Here is a 15,863-nt window from a genome sequence, read left to right as displayed (position 1 = left end):
GGCCGGTGGTGCGGGGCGGCTCACGCCGTACGCACCACCGGCCCGTCGACCGTCCGGCGGTTCGGCCGGATCGGCCCGTCCGGCCGGTCGAGCTGATTCAGCCGATGCAGCCGATGCAGCCCGTTCAGCCGCCGAGGATCCGCAGACCGGGCAGCAGCCCGGGGATCAGCGGCGGCACGTCGACACCCTGCGGTGCCGTGCCGGGCGCGGCACTGGGCGAGCCGGACGGCTGCGGGGCCGCCTGGTCCGGTGCCGGGTCCGCGCTCGGTGAGGGCTTCTGACCGGTCAGCCCGCTGGTGAGGTTGTCGACCAGCCCGCCGACCGCGCCCGCCGCGTTGCTCGGTGCGCTGCTGGGCGCACCGGCGCCGCCACCGGGCGTGCTCGCCCCGGCGGACGGTGCCCGCTCGGTGCTGCCGGGCTTGCCACCGTTCGCGCTGCCCGTGCCGCCCTGGGCCGTCCCGGCGCCCGGTGCGGCGTTGCCGCCGACGGCCGGGGCGTCGCCCTGCGAGCCGCCGTCGGCCGGGTGACCCGCGCCGCCGCCCGCCCCGCTGCCGGCCGGTCCACCGCTCTTGGCGGGGGGCTGGGCCAGTCGCAGGGGCGCGACGTCCTCGCTTATGTCGTCGAACAGCTGGTCCACCAGGTGGGCCTGCGAGGTCAGCTGGACGGGCAGCTTGCTCTGCAGCTCCGTCCAGTGGCCGTCCTCGTCCTGGGCGAAACCGGCCAGGGCCCGCATCGGGTCCAGCGAGCCGTTGCTGCGGTAGACCGAGCGCAGCAGGTCGCGGCCCTTGAGGGCGTCGGCGTGCATGTCGTCGAGCGCCCTGCGGACCTGGTCGACGGTGCCCGGGCTGAGCGAGCCGCCCGGGTCCGTCCGGCCGACCAGGCTCTTCGCCTCGCCGAGCCGGGTGGCCGCGTTGTCCAGCAGCAGCTCGCCGCGCTCGCTGTCGGTGTCCGCGAGGTCGAGCCGGAGCCCTTCCAGACCGCGCTTCATGCCGTACAGCGTGTCCCCGGGGAGGGCGTTGGCGCTCGCGGCGGCCGCGCCGGCGAGGCTGCCGACGGCGAGCCCGGCGACCAGGCCGCCGATCGCGAACCGGCGGCTCCAGCGGCCGCGCGGGGCGGTCCGGACCGCCCGGTGGCCGCGCTGGCGGGGCACCGCGGCACCCGGCCCACCGGCGAAGACCTGCTCGAACGCGGCCATCAGCTGAGCGCGTTGGACCGTTCGGACCTCCTGGTCCAGTGCCGGTCCGGGCAGCGCGCCGAGTGCGCCGACCATGCCGACCAGCTCCGCCATCGCGGCCGAACCGGCGCCGGTGGAAGCGGCGTTGGCCGCCGCGGAACCGGCGGCGCCGCGTTCCTCTGCCTGGTGGGCCTCCAGCGCCTCGGCGAAGGCCTTCGCCCGCCGGTGCTCCAGCACGTTTGCCGTCACGGGCCACACCTCCCTTCGTCGTTGTCGACACCCCGGCCTGCCGGACGGTTGCCTCGGCGGGCCAAAGCCACTCCATCGGGTGAGAGGTCGCAATTCGACTTGACCGTACGCCTGGTGGAGGCTTGCACGCTGGCCAACGAGCGGTGCGGGCGGTCGGTTACGCACGGCTGATCATCGGATCGACCGTTCACCCGGACGTGTCGGACCGCCGCCGTCGGTGACGGCCCGCCGGATATCTCGCCGGTGCCGTCCGCGGCGCCGCCCCCGGTCTTCGCGCCGCTCACCGCGCGTCGGGCGGCAGCAGCCGGGCCAGCGTCCGTACCGCGCGGTACTGGAGCGTCTTGATGGCGCCCTCGTTCTTGCCCATGATCCGGGCCGTCTCGGCCACCGAGAGCCCCTGCAGGAAGCGGAGCGTGACGCACTCCTGCTGCTGCGGGTTGAGCCGCCGCACCGCGTCCAGCAGCGCCGCGTTGGAGAGCGACTCCAGTACCGAGTCCTCCGGGCTGCGTTCGCACTCGTTGGAGTCGAGCATCTCCCCGGTGGTGACCTCCAGCCGGAACCGGCTGGACTTGAAGTGGTCGGCCACCAGGTTGCGGGCGATGGTCACCAGCCAGGCGCCGAAGTCGCGGCCCTGCCAGGTGAAGGTGCCGATCCGGCGCAGGGCGCGGAGGAAGGTCTCGCTGGTGAGGTCCTCGGCGGTGGCCCGGCTCCCGACCCGGTAGTAGATGTAGCGGTAGACGGTGTCCGCGTAGTGGTCGTAGAGGCTGCCGAAGGCGTCGCTCTCGCCGGCCTGGGCCCGCTCGACCAGCTCCATGATCGGGTTGTGCTCGGTCTCGTAGCCGGGGGCCGGGGCCGTCCGTGCCCGGCTGCGGCCGCTGCTGCCGCTGGCTCCGGTCCGTCCGCGCGAGCCGGTTCCGGTGGAGCCGGCGGCCGTGGTGCGCAGGGCGAGACCGGCCGGCTGCGGCTGCTGGCCGAACGGGACTCCGGCGGGCACCAGTTGGGGTGAGGTGGCGAGCTGGCTGCGGAGCAGGGTGCGCAACAGTTCCAGGCCGGTGGAGATCTGCCGGGCCGAGGCCGGGCGGCCGCGCAGGCTGGTGCGGGAGCGCAGGGTGGCGGGCGACGGGCGGGAGGGTGCAGGCGCGTCGTTCCGGACGGGTGGGTACACGGGACTCCCAGAGGCAGAACTGTGGACGGATCACCTCCGCCTGCGCGGAGAGCACGCCCGCGCCGCCCGTTCGAGCGGGGCGCGTGGGTGACGTGCATCCAGGAGAGAATAACGCTTTGTGCAATGACAGCTACACCGTGTGGTCGAAGTGGTCGTTTGGGATCCACATGGCGTGCATATTCGGCTGACACTGACCGAACGTGTCATCGTTCATCCGGCTCAACGTGATCGAACATGTGCACCGGGTGACCAATTAGGCGGTCGGACGGCCGGTTTCCCCTTGGTTGGCCTTGGTAACCCCCGACTTTCCCCGTCTGACGAACGATCAGAACCGGTCACCCAGTGACAGCTTCGTTCAGGCTCTTCGGGCTCCCGGCCGGTGGAGGGTAGTTAGCCCGTACGGGGGCCATGTTCGGTGTACGGATTGACGGCCGGTCACCCTCGAAGGGGGGTGGTTCGGCGGTGGCCGCCGGGCGTGGCCCCCGCCCCGGTCCGGTCCGCGGCTCAGGCGCGGTGGCGGCGCTGCAGGGCGATGCCGGCGGCCGTCGCCCCGGCGGCCACCCCGAGCGCGGCGGCGGCCGGGAGCCCGACCAGGGCCGCCTTGCGCCCGGTCCGGAAGTCCCGCACCCGCCAGCCCTGGGCCCGGGCGTGGCGGCGCAGCGCGCCGTCCGGGTTCACCACGTACGGGTGGCCGACCAGCGAGAGCATCGGGATGTCGTTGGCCGAGTCGCTGTACGCGGCGCAGCGCTCCAGGTCGAGCCGCTCGCGCCGGGCCAGCGCGCCGACGGCGGCCGCCTTGGCGGGCCCGTGCAGCAGGTCGCCGACCAGCCGGCCGGTGTACAGGCCGCCCCGGGCCTCGGCGACGGTGCCGAGCGCGCCGGTCATGCCCAGCCGCCGGGCGATCACCCGGGCCACCTCCAGCGGTGCGGCGGTGACCAGCCAGACCCGCTGGCCGGCGTCCAGGTGCATCTGGACCAGGGCCCGGGTGCCGGGCCAGATCTTCTCGGCGATGACCTCCTCGAAGACCTCCTCGCAGATGGCTTCGAGTTCGGCGGTGCGCTTGCCGGCGACGAGGCCGAGCGCGGTGTGCTGGGCGTCGGCCATGTGGTCCGGATCCTCGGTGCCGTGCAGCCGGAACCAGGCCTGCTGCCAGGCGAACCGGGCGATGTCGCGGCGGGTGAGGAAGCCGCGGCGGTAGAGGCCGACGCCGAGGTAGAAGATCGCGGCGCCGCGCAGGATGGTGTTGTCGCAGTCGAAGAAGGCGGCGGCGCGCGGGTCGTCCCGCTCGGGGGTGTGGTTGCCGGCGGGTGCCTTGGGGGCCTTCGCGGGCCGCTCGTCGGAGCCGTCCGGGGCGGTCGCCGCGTGCGCGGTGGTCGGCGTGGCGGGGGCGTCCGGGTCGTGCGGGGCGTCCGTGGCGGCCCGCAGGGCGGCCTCCGCGGCCTCGGCCGCGGCCTCGCCGGCCAGGGCGTTCCGCTCGGTGGTGGAACGCCTTGACTGGGTGAGCCTTCGGAGCACGGCCATGCCGTCGAGCATATCGAGCCGGGCCGGGAGGAGCCGTGACGGCGACGTGCCCACCGGGTGAACAGCGACCGGTCCGGCGCCGGGTCCCGGGCGGGCGGTGCCCGGGCCGGCCGGGCGTCGGGGCCGGTGTGAGGCGGGCGCACAATGGCGGGGTGAGCCCACTGCTGCGACGTGACAAGAACCAGAGCCCCGAGCCGGCCGACCGCACCGTGACCCTGGTCGGCAAGCCGGGCTGCCACCTCTGCGACGACGCCCGGGAGGTGATCGTGCGGGTGACCGGCGAGCTGGGCGCGACCTTCGAGGAGAAGGACATCACCCAGGACGAGGAGCTGTACCGCGCGTACTGGGAGCAGATCCCGGTCACCCTGATCGACGGGCGTCAGCACGACTTCTGGCGGGTCGACGAGCGCCGCCTGCGCGCCGCGCTCGGCGCCTGACGGCGGCGAACCGCCCCCGCCGACCGGCGGGGGCGGTTCGCCGAATCGTTGTGAAGAATCCCGTACCGGGCCTGGGAACGGCGATGTTCGTCGGCTTACGATCGAACTCGTCTGCGCCCATGGGGGGCTGAGCACACGAGGAGTGCCGCCATGCTTCCCGGTCCGACCCCAGGGACGCCCGTGCCCGCAGCCGGCGGGGGCTTCGCGGTGGTGGACGTGGAGACGACCGGCCGCAGCCCGTGGCGGCACCGGGTGGTCGAGGTCGCCGTCGTCCTGCTGGACGAGCGGCTCCGCCCCGAGGGCGAGTTCTGCACCCTGCTGGATCCGGCCGGTCCGGTCGGCCCCACCCATGTGCACCGGATAGCCCAGGCCGACGTGGAGGGCGCCCCCCGGTTCCGCGAGGTCGCGCCGCGGCTGCTGGAGCTGCTGGCCGGCCGGGTGCTGGTCGGCCACCACGTGACCTGCGACCACGCCTTCCTCGATCGCGAGTTCGCCCGGATCGGGGTGGCCCTGCCGCCCGTCCCGCTGCTCTGCACGATGCGGCTGGCCCGCGCCCACCTGTCGGAGGCGGGCGGCTTCGGCCTGGCGGCCTGCACGGAGGCGGCCGGGCTGGGACGGTTCCCCGCGCACACCGCGCTGGGCGACGCCCGGGCCACCGCCGGGCTGCTCCGGCACTGTCTGGACGCGCCCTCCTGCCCGCCCGACGACTGGGCGGCGCCCCTGCGCGAGGCGGCCCGGGTGCCGTGGCCGAGGCTGGGCCGGGCCCGCTCGGGCGCCGCCGGGGCGGTCGTCCCGCAGCTCCGCCGGGAGCCGCCGTGCGGCCTCCGCCCGCCCGGTGCGCAGCCCCCGGCGGCGGTGCCGACGGGGACCGGTGCTATGGACTCGTCGGCGTGATGCGCATCACTGTGCGGGGACAAATCGGACACCATCTTTGTGCACACGTTCACAAACGCATAGCCTGGCTGCCAAAGCCCAGCTTCACCCACAGGAGCACCGTGGCAATCGGCCGATCACCACAGAGCAGTTCGCAGACGCCCGACCAGGGCGCCGCGCGCCGACCCTCGCGTGCCCGGGGCATCCCGGAGGCGACCGTCGCCCGCCTTCCCCTCTACCTGCGGGCACTCACCGCGCTCTCCGAGCGTTCCGTGCCGACCGTCTCCTCGGAGGAGCTGGCGGCCGCCGCCGGCGTGAACTCCGCGAAGCTGCGCAAGGACTTCTCCTACCTGGGCTCGTACGGGACCCGCGGCGTCGGCTACGACGTCGAGTACCTCGTCTACCAGATCTCCCGCGAGCTGGGCCTGACCCAGGACTGGCCCGTCGTCATCGTCGGCATCGGGAACCTCGGCCACGCGCTCGCCAACTACGGCGGCTTCGCGTCCCGCGGGTTCCGGGTGGCGGCCCTGCTGGACGCCGACCCGGCCGTGGTCGGCAGCAGCGCCGCCGGGCTGCCGGTGCGCCACATGGACGAACTGGAGTCCATCGTGGAGAACCAGCACGTCTCGATCGGTGTCATCACCACCCCGCCCGGCGCCGCCCAGCAGGTCTGCGACCGCCTGGTCGAGGCCGGTGTCACCAGCATCCTGAACTTCGCCCCGACGGTGCTCACCGTTCCGGACGGCGTGGACGTGCGCAAGGTGGACCTCTCCATCGAGCTGCAGATCCTGGCCTTCCACGAGCAGCGCAAGGCGGGCGAGGAGCCGGACCGCACCGAGTCGGTGCTGGACCGCGCCCCCGGCCCGGTCCGCGCGGCCGCGGCCAAGCTGCGCCGCGCCGCGGCCGGCTCCGGCAAGGCCCGTCCGGCCGCCGAGCCGGCCAAGGACGACGAGGCGCCGGCCAAGGCCAAGCCCGGCAAGGCCGGCGGCGAGGGCGAGCTCTCCGCGGTGATGCCGGCGTGAGCGAGCGAACCATCGGGAAGGTGCGCGTGGTGCGGAGCGGTCGTCGGTCGCAGCGGGCCGGGCGCGTGCGGTGCGGGATCCGTGGCACCGGGGGGCGGGCATGAGCCTCCTCGTCGTAGGCCTGAGCCACCGCACCGCCCCGGTCGGCGTGCTGGAGCGCGCCGCCCTGACCGGTGACGTCCCGACCCGGCTGCTGCACGACGCGGCGGCCACCGCGACCGTCGCCGAGGCGGCGCTGCTGAACACCTGCAACCGGATCGAGCTGTACGCGGACGTGGACAAGTTCCACGCCGGCGTCGCCGAGCTCTCGCTGCTGCTGGCCCACCACAGCGGAGTGGACCTGGAGGAGCTGACCTCCCACCTCTACGTCCACTACGAGGACCGCGCCGTCCACCACCTCTTCTCGGTGGCCTGCGGCCTGGACTCGATGGTGGTCGGCGAGGGGCAGATCCTCGGCCAGCTGCGCGACGCGCTGGCCAAGGCCCAGGAGCAGCACACCGCCGGGCGCGGCCTGAACGAGCTGTTCCAGCAGGCCCTGCGGGTCGGCAAGCGGGCGCACAGCGAGACCGGCATCGACAAGGCCGGCCAGTCGCTGGTCACCTTCGGCCTGGAGCAGGTCGCGGCCGGCGCGGGCGAGATCGCGGGCAAGCGCGCCCTGGTGGTCGGGGCGGGCTCGATGAGCTCGCTGGCCGCCGCCACGCTGGTCCGCGCCGGCGTCACCGATCTGCTGGTCGCCAACCGGACCCCCGAGCGCGCCGAGCGCCTGGTCGAGATCCTCGGCGCCGACGTGGCGCGGACGGTCGAGCTGGCCAAGGTGCCCGAGGCGCTGGCCGACGTCGACCTGGTGATCTCCTGCACCGGCGCGGCCGGCGTGGTGATCGGGGCCGAGGACGTCGCCGCGGCGGTCGCCGCACGCGCCGGCGGGACCCCGCTCGCCCTGCTCGACCTCGCCATGCCGCGGGACGTCGACCACGCCGTGCACGAGCTGCCCGGCGCGCTCCTGGTCGACCTGGAGAGCCTCTCGCAGGCCCACGCCGCCACCCCCGGCGCGGGCGACGTCGACGCCGTCTCCGGCATCGTCGCCGACGAGGTCGCCGCCTTCGGCGCCGCCCAGCGGGCCGCCCGGATCGCCCCGACCGTGGTGGCGCTGCGGGCGATGGCCTCCGACGTGGTCGCCGCCGAGCTGGGCCGTCTCGACTCGCGGCTGCCCGCCCTGGACGAGCGGTCCCGCGCCGAGATCACCCAGACCGTCCGCCGTGTCGTCGACAAGCTGCTGCACGCCCCCACCGTGCGGGTGAAGCAGCTCGCCGCCGAGCCGGGCGGCGCGTCCTACGCGGACGCGCTGCGCGAGCTGTTCGACCTCGACCCGGCGGCCGTGCACGCGGTCTCGGGCACCCCGATCGGCACCCAGCCTTCGGGCGGGGGCGCCAGATGAACCGTCAGCCATCCCACGAGTACCACCGGGACGATCACCTCATGAATGGTCAACCGCTCACCGACCAGGCCCCGGCCGCCACCGCAGCAGCGCTGCGGCTCGGCACCCGGCGCAGCGCGCTCGCCATGGCCCAGTCGGGCATGGTCGCCCGCGAGGTGACCAGGGTCACCGGGCGCCCCGTCGAGCTGGTGGAGATCACCACCTACGGCGACACCTCCAAGGAGGCGCTGGCGCAGATCGGCGGCACCGGCGTCTTCGTCTCCGCCCTGCGGGACGCGTTGCTGGAGGGCCGGATCGACTTCGCCGTGCACTCGCTGAAGGACCTGCCCACCGCCGAGCCCGAGGGGCTGGCGCTGGCCGCCGTCCCCGCGCGCGAGGACGCTCGCGACGCCCTGGTGGCGCGCGAGGGCCTGGCCCTGGACGAGCTGGTGGAGAAGCTGGCCGGCGCCGGGCGCACCGCCCGGATAGGCACCGGCTCCCCGCGCCGGATGGCCCAGCTCAACGCCTGGGCCCGCGGCCGGGGCGCCCAGATCGAGACGGTGGCGATCCGCGGCAACGTGGACACCCGGATCGGCTTCGTGGCCTCCGGCGAGCTGGACGCGGTGGTGCTGGCCACCGCCGGCCTGAACCGGCTCGGCCGCGCCGCCGAGGTCACCGAGCACCTCGACCCGGAGCTGATGCTCCCGGCACCCGGCCAGGGCGCGCTCGCCATCGAGTGCGCCCGCGCCGACGGTGAGCTGGCCGCCGCGCTCTCGGCCCTCGACCACGCCCCCACCCGGGCCGCGGTCGCCGCCGAGCGCGCCCTGCTGGCCACCCTGGAGGCCGGCTGCTCCGCACCGGTCGCCGCGCTGGCCACCTGGGGCCACGAGTACGAACTGCGGCTGGAGGGCGTGGTCGGCACCGTCGACGGCGCCACCCTGCTGAAGATGTCCGCCAACGGTCCGATCGTCCTCGACGAGACCGCCGAGCGGCAGGCGGCGGCCCTCGGCCGCGCGCTGGCCGCCCGGCTGCTCGACGCGGGCGCGGCCGCCCTGATGGGGGAGCGAGCCCGATGAGCCCCACCGCCGCCACCGAGACGCCGTTCCCGGCCGACAGCCCCTTCCCGGGCGGGACGCCCGCCGCGGGCCGGTGCACCTTCCTGGGCGCGGGCCCCGGGGACCCGGGCCTGCTGACCCTGCGCGCGGTCGAGGTGCTGTCCTCGGCCGACGTCCTGGTCGCCGACCCGCTCACCGCCGCCGCCGTGCGCAGCCACTGTCCGGCCGGTGTGCAGGTGCACACCCCCGGCGCCGAGGGCCCGGAGTTCGACCTGGCCGAGCTGGTCGCCGAGGCGGTCCGTTCGGGCAAGCACGTCGTGCGCACCGTCGACGGCGACCCCGGCCTGGACGGCTGCGCCGCCGAGGAGATGCTCGGCTGCGCGGGCCACGGCATCCACTTCGAGGTGATCCCGGGCGTCGCCCAGTCGGTCGGCGTGCCGGCCTACGCGGGTGTCCCGCTGCGCGGTGTGGGCGGTACCGACGTCCGCTTCGTGGACGGCGCCGCGCTGCTCGCCGGCAGCCCGGTGGACCTGGGCGCGCCGGAGACGACCCTGGTGGTGCGCACCACCCTGGGCCAGCTGCCGGCCACCGCCAACGCGCTGGTCTCCAACGGCCGCAAGCCGGAGTCGGCGCTCAGCGCGACGCTCTCCGGCACCACCACCCGCCAGCGCACCTTCACCGCCACCCTGGCCACCATCGCGGCGGACCTCAAGGTGGCCCGGGTGCTGCCCTCGCCGGTCTCCGCCCCGGTGGACCCGGCGACCTCGGTGATAGCCGTGGTGGGCGAGCAGGTCGCGCACCGCGCCTCGCACTCCTGGTTCGAGACCAAGCCGCTGTTCGGCTGGAACGTCCTGGTGCCGCGCACCAAGGAGCAGGCCACCGGCCTCTCCGAGCAGCTGCGCTCGTACGGCGCGGTGCCGCAGGAGGTGCCGACCATCGCGGTCGAGCCGCCGCGCACCCCGCAGCAGATGGAGCGGGCGATCAAGGGCCTGGTCACCGGCCGCTACGAGTGGATCGCCTTCACCTCGGTGAACGCGGTGCGTGCCGTCCGCGAGAAGTTCGAGGAGTACGGCCTGGACGCCCGGGCGTTCGCCGGGATCAAGGTGGCGGCGGTCGGCGAGACCACCGCGCAGGCCCTGGTGGACTTCGGCGTGAAGCCGGACCTCGTGCCGTCCGGCGAGCAGTCCGCCGCCGGGCTGCTGGAGGACTGGCCGCCGTACGACCCGGTGTTCGACCCGATCGACCGGGTACTGCTGCCGCGCGCCGACATCGCGACCGAGACCCTGGTCGCCGGGCTGGTCGAGCTGGGCTGGGAGGTCGACGACGTGACGGCCTACCGGACGGTGCGCGCCTCGCCGCCGCCGGCCGAGACCCGCGAGGCGATCAAGGGCGGCGGCTTCGACGCGGTGCTGTTCACCTCGTCCTCGACCGTGCGGAACCTGGTCGGCATCGCCGGCAAGCCCCACAACGTCACGGTCATCGCCTGCATCGGCCCGGCCACCGCCAAGACCGCGGAGGAGCACGGCCTGCGGGTCGACGTGATGGCCCCGGCGCCGTCGGCGGCCGCGCTGGCCCAGGCCCTGGCAGACTTCGGGGCCAGGCGTCGCGACACCGCGACCGCGGCGGGCGAGCCGGTCTACCGGCCCAGCGAGCGCCGTCCCGGTTCGCGCCGCAAGGCGCGCTGAGGCCGGCGCCCGACCAACCGAGGCCGGGGGCGGCCGACCGTCGCCCCCGGCGCCGCCCAACCGTTCGGAGAGAGAAGCCGTGTCCGCTGAATTCCCGTACGTTCGCCCGCGCCGGCTGCGCTCGACCCCGGCGATGCGCCGGCTGGTCGCCGAGACCCGGCTGCACCCGGCGGAGCTGATCCTGCCGCTGTTCGTCCGCGAGGGCGTGCGCGAGCCGGTCCCGGTGTCGTCGATGCCGGGCGTGGTCCAGCACACCCGCGACACGCTGCGCAAGGCCGCGGTCGAGGCGGCCGAGGCGGGCCTGGGCGGCCTCATGCTGTTCGGCGTGCCCGCGGTGCAGGACGCGGTCGGCAGCGAGGGCACCAACCCGGACGGCATCCTGCAGCAGGCGATCCGGGACGTGGTCGCCGAGGTCGGCGACTCCCTGGTGGTCATGTCCGACCTCTGCCTGGACGAGTACACCGACCACGGCCACTGCGGCGTGCTGGCCGCCGACGGCAGCGTGGACAACGACGCGACCCTGGAGCGCTACGCCGAGATGGCCCGCGTGCAGGCGGACGCGGGCGTCCACCTGGTCGGCCCGTCCGGGATGATGGACGGTCAGATCGGGGTGATCCGCAAGGCCCTGGACGAGGCCGGGCACCAGGACACCGGCATCCTCGCCTACACCGCCAAGTACGCCTCGGCGTTCTACGGCCCGTTCCGCGAGGCGGTCGGCTCCTCGCTGAAGGGTGACCGCAAGAGCTACCAGCAGGACCCGGCGAACGCCCGGGAGTCGTTGCGCGAGCTGGAGCTGGACGTCGCCGAGGGCGCCGACCTGGTGATGGTCAAGCCCGCGATGGCCTACCTGGACATCCTGCGCCAGGTGGCCGACGCCTCGCCGGTGCCGGTCGTCGCCTACCAGGTCTCCGGCGAGTACGCGATGGTCGAGGCCGCCGCGGCCAACGGCTGGATCGACCGGGAGCGGATGATCCTGGAGATGCTGACCTCGATCCGCCGGGCCGGGGCCGAGCAGATCCTCACCTACTGGGCGCTCGAAACCGCCGCGATGATCAAGTAGTCGGAGCCGTGAGCACGACGGAGGCCGGACCCCGGGCGGGGTCCGGCCTCCGTCGTACCACCCGGGCGTCAGCCGACGTGGGCGAAGCCCTCCAGGCCACCGAGCGCGTCGGTGGAGGTGGCGGCGCCGAACGCATGCGCGCCGGTGTGGATGTGCGAGGTGTGGGCGAGGCCGTACCACTCACCGGCGGCGAACACCGGGTGCGCGGAGGCGACGAACTCGCCGCCACCGGCCAGGCCGACGTGCGCGAACGCCGGGGTGGCGACACCCGCGAGCGCCAGCGCGCCGAAGGCGGTCAGCGCGGCCTTGCCCAGCTTGTTCTTCATTGGATCTGCCCTCTCTTCCGGAGCGCTCGGTCGGAGCGCCCTGCCACTGACACGTGAACACACGCTGCCGTCGGCCGCGGCGCTCCACGCGCCGCCCCGACGGCCTGTCACCCGGACGGCCCGCGCCCGTGGGTACGGGCCGACCGGACAGTCGATCCACCGAAGCCCGGAGGGCCCGGGGACACGTCCCCGGGCCCTCCGTCGCTGTCCTGTGGCGGCAATCAGCCGATCAGGTGCGAGACGCCCGCGTCGCCCGAGGACTGGGTGTTCTGGCCGACGTTGCAGATCTGCTTCGGGGTGCTGTTCAGGACCGGGACCTCGACCGGAACCGCGACGCCGATGACGGCGACCGCGATGTTGTGGACCTCCGGCAGGCAGATGTTCGCGTTGTCCAGGGTGTGGAAGTTCGGCGAGCTGTTGCCGTGGGTGCCGGTCTGGTTGGTGCCGCCGTTGCCCTGGGCGGAGACGGCCGAGCCGTCCGAGTCGGCGATGGCGGAGGCCGAACCGGCGGACATCGCGATGGCGGCGGCGGCCAGGCCGGCGGCGGCGAGGGTCTTCTTGATCATTTCGGGTTTCCTCTCGGGGGATGAATCGGGGAGCGATTCGAAGGGTGGTTCAGGAGGTGGTGCGGGGTCGGCAGGTCAGCCGATGAGGTGGGAGACGCCGGAGTCGCCCTTGCTCTGGGTGCCCTGGCCCTGGGTGCAGTACTGCTTGCCACCGCTGTTGGCGATCGGGACCTCGACCGGGACGGCCACACCGAGCACGCCGACCGCGATGTTGTGGATCTCGGGGAGGCAGACGTTCGCGTTGTCCAGGAAGTGGAAGTTCGGGCTGTTGTCACCGACGGTGCCGGTGAAGTTGGTCCCGCCGTTGCCCTGGAGGGACGCGGCGGAGCCGTCCGAGTCCGCGATGGCCGAGGCCGGCGCCGCAGCGGCGGCCAGCGCGGCGACGGCCAGGCCGGCGGCGGCGAAGGACTTCTGGATCATGGGGAGATCCCTCTCTGGAATGCTTTTGGTTTCCGTGCGTACAACGCGTAGAACGCTCAGGCCCGGTCTGCGGTCACTGACATTCAGATCAAAGAATGACGCCACGGAAGGTTACGGGGATTCTTGAAAAGAGTCCGGGAGGCGCGACTTCCGGGGGATTCCGGTCGGATTATTAGGCCGAACCGGTTAACGGCCGCAATCAGGGCTCCGGGTGTCTCGTTGAGACAGATGGCTTTCGGCTGCGCCCTGCGCGCGGCCGACCCCCAGATCCCCAGTACGGACAGGCAGAACGGTGAAAAGCATGAAGTTCTCCAAGCGGGCCGGCGCGATGCTGCTGGCGGTCGGTGCGGGCGTGCTCGCCTCCCAGGGCGCGGCCTCCGCCGCCGCGGTCAGTCCCGACCAGGTCGGGGCCCTGGAGGACCGGCTGGCCACCCAGCAGGTCCCCCTCGACGTCCCGCTCGCACCTCTCGACAGCCGCATCTCCGGTGGCATCCCCACCTCCCTGGTGATGCCGGCCGTGCCCGGCCGCACCACCGGCAACGAGCTGCTCCCGGAGCGGATCGTGCCCCAGCTCGGCACCGGCAAGGTGGGCCCCTCGGCCAAGGCGGAGCTCCCGCTGCCGCTGGTCGACCAGGGCGCCGACCTCGGCGAGCTGCTGCTGGAGGCCCCGGCCGCCCCGCTGCACGCCGATACCCCCGGGATCGGCCTGGGCAAGCCGCTCGCGCTGGCCCAGGACGGCACCGGGCAGCTGGCCGACGGCACGCTCAAGGTCGGCGAGATCGACCCGCGGCTGGTCACCGGCGCGGTGCAGGCCGTCCCGGGCGCCAAGGCGACGCTCGGCAACGAGGACGAGCGGATCTCCGTCACCGACTCGGTGGGGGACCTCGCCACGACCGCCACGGCGACCACCACCGGTGTCGTGGAGCAGAGCGGTCTGACCGGGCTCGCCCAGCTCTGAGCCGGTCCGGGCCGACCCGGCGCGCACGGGAGCCCGGCGCCCCCTCCCCGCGGAGGGCGCGCCGGGCTCCCGGCCGTGCGGCGCCGGTGCTCAGCCCGGCAGGGCGCCGAGCAGCTGACCGACGACCGGCAGGTCGCGCGGACCGCCGCCGGCGCTCAGCGGACCGGTCAGCGTGCTGGTGCTGACCGGGGCCAGGCCGGTGTCCTCCGGGTGGACGGTCGCGCCGTTGTTCAGCACGTCGGCGGAGGAGTTGGCCCAGGGGTCGATGCGCAGGTCCTTGACCGGCGCGATGCCGTAGCCGAGACCGGTGGTGGTGCCGCCCAGCGCCTGGGCGAGGTCGGTCTTGGCCAGGCTGGCGCCGCCCTCGGCCGGCGCCGCGTGCGCCGTGCCGGCGCCGGCGCCGAGCAGCATCGCGGCGCCCAGGGCGGCGGCCAGGCCGGCCCCGCTCTTCATCGAAACCATGCTCTTCGCAACCATGCTCAGTCACCTTCGGGAGATCGGGTCCCCGGGCGGCCGTACTGCGCCCGGGTATGCCGAACTGCCCCCCGACCGGCTGGACGGGGGGCAGTTCGGCCGGTACGCGTGCCGATCGGGGATCAGCAGTCGTCGGCGGGCTGCGGGTGCGCCTCGACGTTGGCGCAGCTGTTGCCGAACGCCGGGTTCAGGGCGCCGATCACGTTGACGGAGTTGCCGCAGAGGTTCACCGGGATGTGCACCGGGATCTGCAGCTGGTTGCCGGAGAGCACGCCGGGCGAGCCGGCGGCCACGCCCTCGGCACCGGAGCTGGCGGCGGCGGAGCCCGCCGCGCCCAGCACCAGGCCGGCAGCGGCGGCGGAGAGGACGGCGGCCTTCTTCACGTTCTGCATGGGGTTGATCTCCTCGATCACACACGGGTTGAGCGGGCCGCACCCCGCCCGGGGGCGGGATGCGGCACGGACTCGGTGGAACTGCCGTCGCCGGTGCGGCGACCGCCGGTTCAGCCGATGTTGGCGCAGTTGTTGCCGAACGCCGGGTTCAGGATGCTGATGACCCCGATGGAGTTGCCGCAGACGTTGACCGGGATGTGCACCGGGATCTGGATCTGGTTGCCGGAGAGCACACCGGGGGAGCCGGCGGCGACGCCCTCGGCACCGGAGCTGGCGAACGCGCCGCCGGCCGCGCCGACGACCAGGCCGGCGGCGGCGAGGGACAGGGCGGCGGCCTTCTTGAGGTTACGCATGTGGTTCTTCCTCCGTTTTCTGCCCGACCGTAAATGGAATGAGTCGGGAGCCGGGCGAAGGGAAATCATCGCCCGCTGGTTTCTGGGATTGCCGTGATTGTCACTCTGGCGGCCCAAGTGGCGCGTGTCGCCCGTGGCTTGGACGATGGGAGGCCGCCGCTGCACCAGCGCGTCGCGAGGAATTCCCGCACGGCCGGGAACAACTCGCGCAGACGCGCGACCAGGAGCGATTCCGGACGGGCTCGGACCGGCGGCGGATCTCCCGGAGTCGATGGGTCGCCCGGTGGGCCGGGCGGCCGTTCCGCGCCGGCTCAGGCGTTCGCGCAGTGGTTGCCGAAGGCCGGGTTGAGCAGGCCGGCGACATCGACGGAGTTGCCGCACAGGTTCACCGGGACGTGCACCGGGATCTCGAACTGGTTGCCCGAGGCCACCCCGGGCGAGCCGGCCGCGACGCCCTCGGCGGACGCGCCGTGGGCGTGGTGGGCGACGGCGACGCCGGCGCCGGCGGCCAGCAGGGCGGCGGTGGCCGCCGTGCCGAGGGCGCCGTGGGCGAGCTTGCGCATGTGCGGTACTCGATTCGTCTCGTGGGCCTGTGCGGAACGGGTTCCGAGAGGGAGAACGAGGCAGTGGCCGGAGGGAAACGGTCGGGTCCGGTGATCACCCGAATGCCGGGAGGCCCGGGCCCGTTGGGCCAGCCGGGTGACAAAGGGGGCGGTGCA

At 74.2% G+C, this 15,863-nt stretch carries 18 protein-coding genes; 8 read left to right on the top strand and 10 right to left on the bottom strand.

From position 1 onward, the window contains the following. Window positions 1-124: 124 nt before the first annotated feature. The 3 genes from ACIF6L_RS01735 to ACIF6L_RS01725 all read right to left on the bottom strand — a co-directional run bounded on the left by ACIF6L_RS01735 (window position 125) and on the right by ACIF6L_RS01725 (window position 4,109). A complete protein-coding gene (locus tag ACIF6L_RS01735; RefSeq protein ID WP_396485774.1) occupies window positions 125-1,423 on the bottom strand; it encodes a DUF5667 domain-containing protein in 1,299 nt (432 codons plus the stop codon). A gap of 280 nt (window positions 1,424-1,703) precedes the next feature. Continuing rightward, window positions 1,704-2,588 carry an ECF subfamily RNA polymerase sigma factor, BldN family gene (locus tag ACIF6L_RS01730; protein WP_396485772.1) on the bottom strand — a complete coding sequence of 295 codons (885 nt, stop codon included), beginning with the start codon at window positions 2,586-2,588 and terminating at the stop codon, window positions 1,704-1,706. Between the two features lie 504 nt (window positions 2,589-3,092). After that, window positions 3,093-4,109 carry an HAD family hydrolase gene (locus tag ACIF6L_RS01725; RefSeq protein WP_396485770.1) on the bottom strand — a complete coding sequence of 339 codons (1,017 nt, stop codon included), beginning with the start codon at window positions 4,107-4,109 and terminating at the stop codon, window positions 3,093-3,095. A gap of 152 nt (window positions 4,110-4,261) precedes the next feature. Here ACIF6L_RS01725 and ACIF6L_RS01720 point away from each other — a divergent pair, with 152 nt between their 5' ends. The 7 genes from ACIF6L_RS01720 (at window position 4,262) to hemB (ending at window position 11,655) form a co-directional block, all read left to right on the top strand. Beyond that, the gene (locus tag ACIF6L_RS01720; RefSeq protein ID WP_329488307.1) at window positions 4,262-4,546 is read left to right on the top strand and encodes a glutaredoxin family protein; all 285 of its coding nucleotides are present in this window, start codon (window positions 4,262-4,264) and stop codon (window positions 4,544-4,546) included. A 180-nt stretch (window positions 4,547-4,726) separates the two neighbouring features. Continuing rightward, the gene (locus tag ACIF6L_RS01715; RefSeq protein ID WP_396485768.1) at window positions 4,727-5,440 is read left to right on the top strand and encodes an exonuclease domain-containing protein; all 714 of its coding nucleotides are present in this window, start codon (window positions 4,727-4,729) and stop codon (window positions 5,438-5,440) included. A gap of 101 nt (window positions 5,441-5,541) precedes the next feature. Further along, window positions 5,542-6,441: a redox-sensing transcriptional repressor Rex gene (locus ACIF6L_RS01710; RefSeq protein WP_329488305.1), complete on the top strand. Its 900-nt coding sequence runs from the start codon at window positions 5,542-5,544 to the stop codon at window positions 6,439-6,441. Window positions 6,442-6,541: 100 nt separating this feature from the next. Further along, window positions 6,542-7,876, top strand: a complete 1,335-nt coding sequence (locus ACIF6L_RS01705; protein WP_352286190.1) for a glutamyl-tRNA reductase — start codon at window positions 6,542-6,544, stop codon at window positions 7,874-7,876. A gap of 41 nt (window positions 7,877-7,917) precedes the next feature. Then, a complete protein-coding gene (gene hemC / locus ACIF6L_RS01700; protein WP_329488303.1) occupies window positions 7,918-8,931 on the top strand; it encodes a hydroxymethylbilane synthase in 1,014 nt (337 codons plus the stop codon). Then, window positions 8,928-10,595, top strand: coding sequence for a uroporphyrinogen-III synthase (locus tag ACIF6L_RS01695; RefSeq protein ID WP_329488302.1), 1,668 nt, complete (start codon window positions 8,928-8,930; stop codon window positions 10,593-10,595). Before hemC ends, ACIF6L_RS01695 begins: the two co-directional genes overlap by 4 nt. Before the next feature lie 79 nt (window positions 10,596-10,674). Then, window positions 10,675-11,655, top strand: coding sequence for a porphobilinogen synthase (gene hemB, locus ACIF6L_RS01690; RefSeq protein WP_396485765.1), 981 nt, complete (start codon window positions 10,675-10,677; stop codon window positions 11,653-11,655). A gap of 68 nt (window positions 11,656-11,723) precedes the next feature. Here the strand turns inward: hemB and ACIF6L_RS01685 are convergent, their stop codons facing one another. The 3 genes from ACIF6L_RS01685 to ACIF6L_RS01675 all read right to left on the bottom strand — a co-directional run bounded on the left by ACIF6L_RS01685 (window position 11,724) and on the right by ACIF6L_RS01675 (window position 12,967). Continuing rightward, entirely contained in the window at window positions 11,724-11,981 is a 258-nt protein-coding gene (locus tag ACIF6L_RS01685; protein ID WP_329488300.1) for a hypothetical protein, read from the bottom strand. 221 nt (window positions 11,982-12,202) lie between these two features. Further along, on the bottom strand, window positions 12,203-12,547 hold the full coding sequence (locus ACIF6L_RS01680) for a rodlet layer protein (RefSeq protein ID WP_329488298.1): 345 nt from the start codon (window positions 12,545-12,547) through the stop codon (window positions 12,203-12,205). 75 nt (window positions 12,548-12,622) lie between these two features. Continuing rightward, window positions 12,623-12,967, bottom strand: a complete 345-nt coding sequence (locus ACIF6L_RS01675; protein WP_313764319.1) for a rodlet layer protein — start codon at window positions 12,965-12,967, stop codon at window positions 12,623-12,625. A 301-nt stretch (window positions 12,968-13,268) separates the two neighbouring features. On the opposite strand from ACIF6L_RS01675, the gene ACIF6L_RS01670 reads away from it, so the two are divergent. Further along, entirely contained in the window at window positions 13,269-13,925 is a 657-nt protein-coding gene (locus ACIF6L_RS01670) for a hypothetical protein (RefSeq protein ID WP_359834881.1), read from the top strand. A 90-nt stretch (window positions 13,926-14,015) separates the two neighbouring features. On the opposite strand, the gene ACIF6L_RS01665 is transcribed toward ACIF6L_RS01670, so the two are convergent. From ACIF6L_RS01665 to ACIF6L_RS01650, 4 genes are all read right to left on the bottom strand, one after another. Further along, a complete protein-coding gene (locus ACIF6L_RS01665; protein ID WP_396485762.1) occupies window positions 14,016-14,402 on the bottom strand; it encodes a hypothetical protein in 387 nt (128 codons plus the stop codon). A 119-nt stretch (window positions 14,403-14,521) separates the two neighbouring features. After that, window positions 14,522-14,791, bottom strand: a complete 270-nt coding sequence (locus tag ACIF6L_RS01660; RefSeq protein ID WP_329488294.1) for a chaplin — start codon at window positions 14,789-14,791, stop codon at window positions 14,522-14,524. A gap of 110 nt (window positions 14,792-14,901) precedes the next feature. Beyond that, the gene (locus ACIF6L_RS01655) at window positions 14,902-15,144 is read right to left on the bottom strand and encodes a chaplin (protein ID WP_329488293.1); all 243 of its coding nucleotides are present in this window, start codon (window positions 15,142-15,144) and stop codon (window positions 14,902-14,904) included. A 311-nt stretch (window positions 15,145-15,455) separates the two neighbouring features. Beyond that, window positions 15,456-15,707 (bottom strand): chaplin, encoded by a 252-nt coding sequence (locus tag ACIF6L_RS01650; protein ID WP_329488292.1) that lies wholly within the window; start codon window positions 15,705-15,707, stop codon window positions 15,456-15,458. Window positions 15,708-15,863 lie beyond the last annotated feature (156 nt).

It is taken from the genome of Kitasatospora sp. NPDC086009, assembly GCF_044540385.1.
GTDB lineage: Bacteria > Actinomycetota > Actinomycetes > Streptomycetales > Streptomycetaceae > Kitasatospora.
Note: the sequence above shows the minus strand (reverse complement) of the source record. Positions and strands in the feature narration are given on the sequence as shown.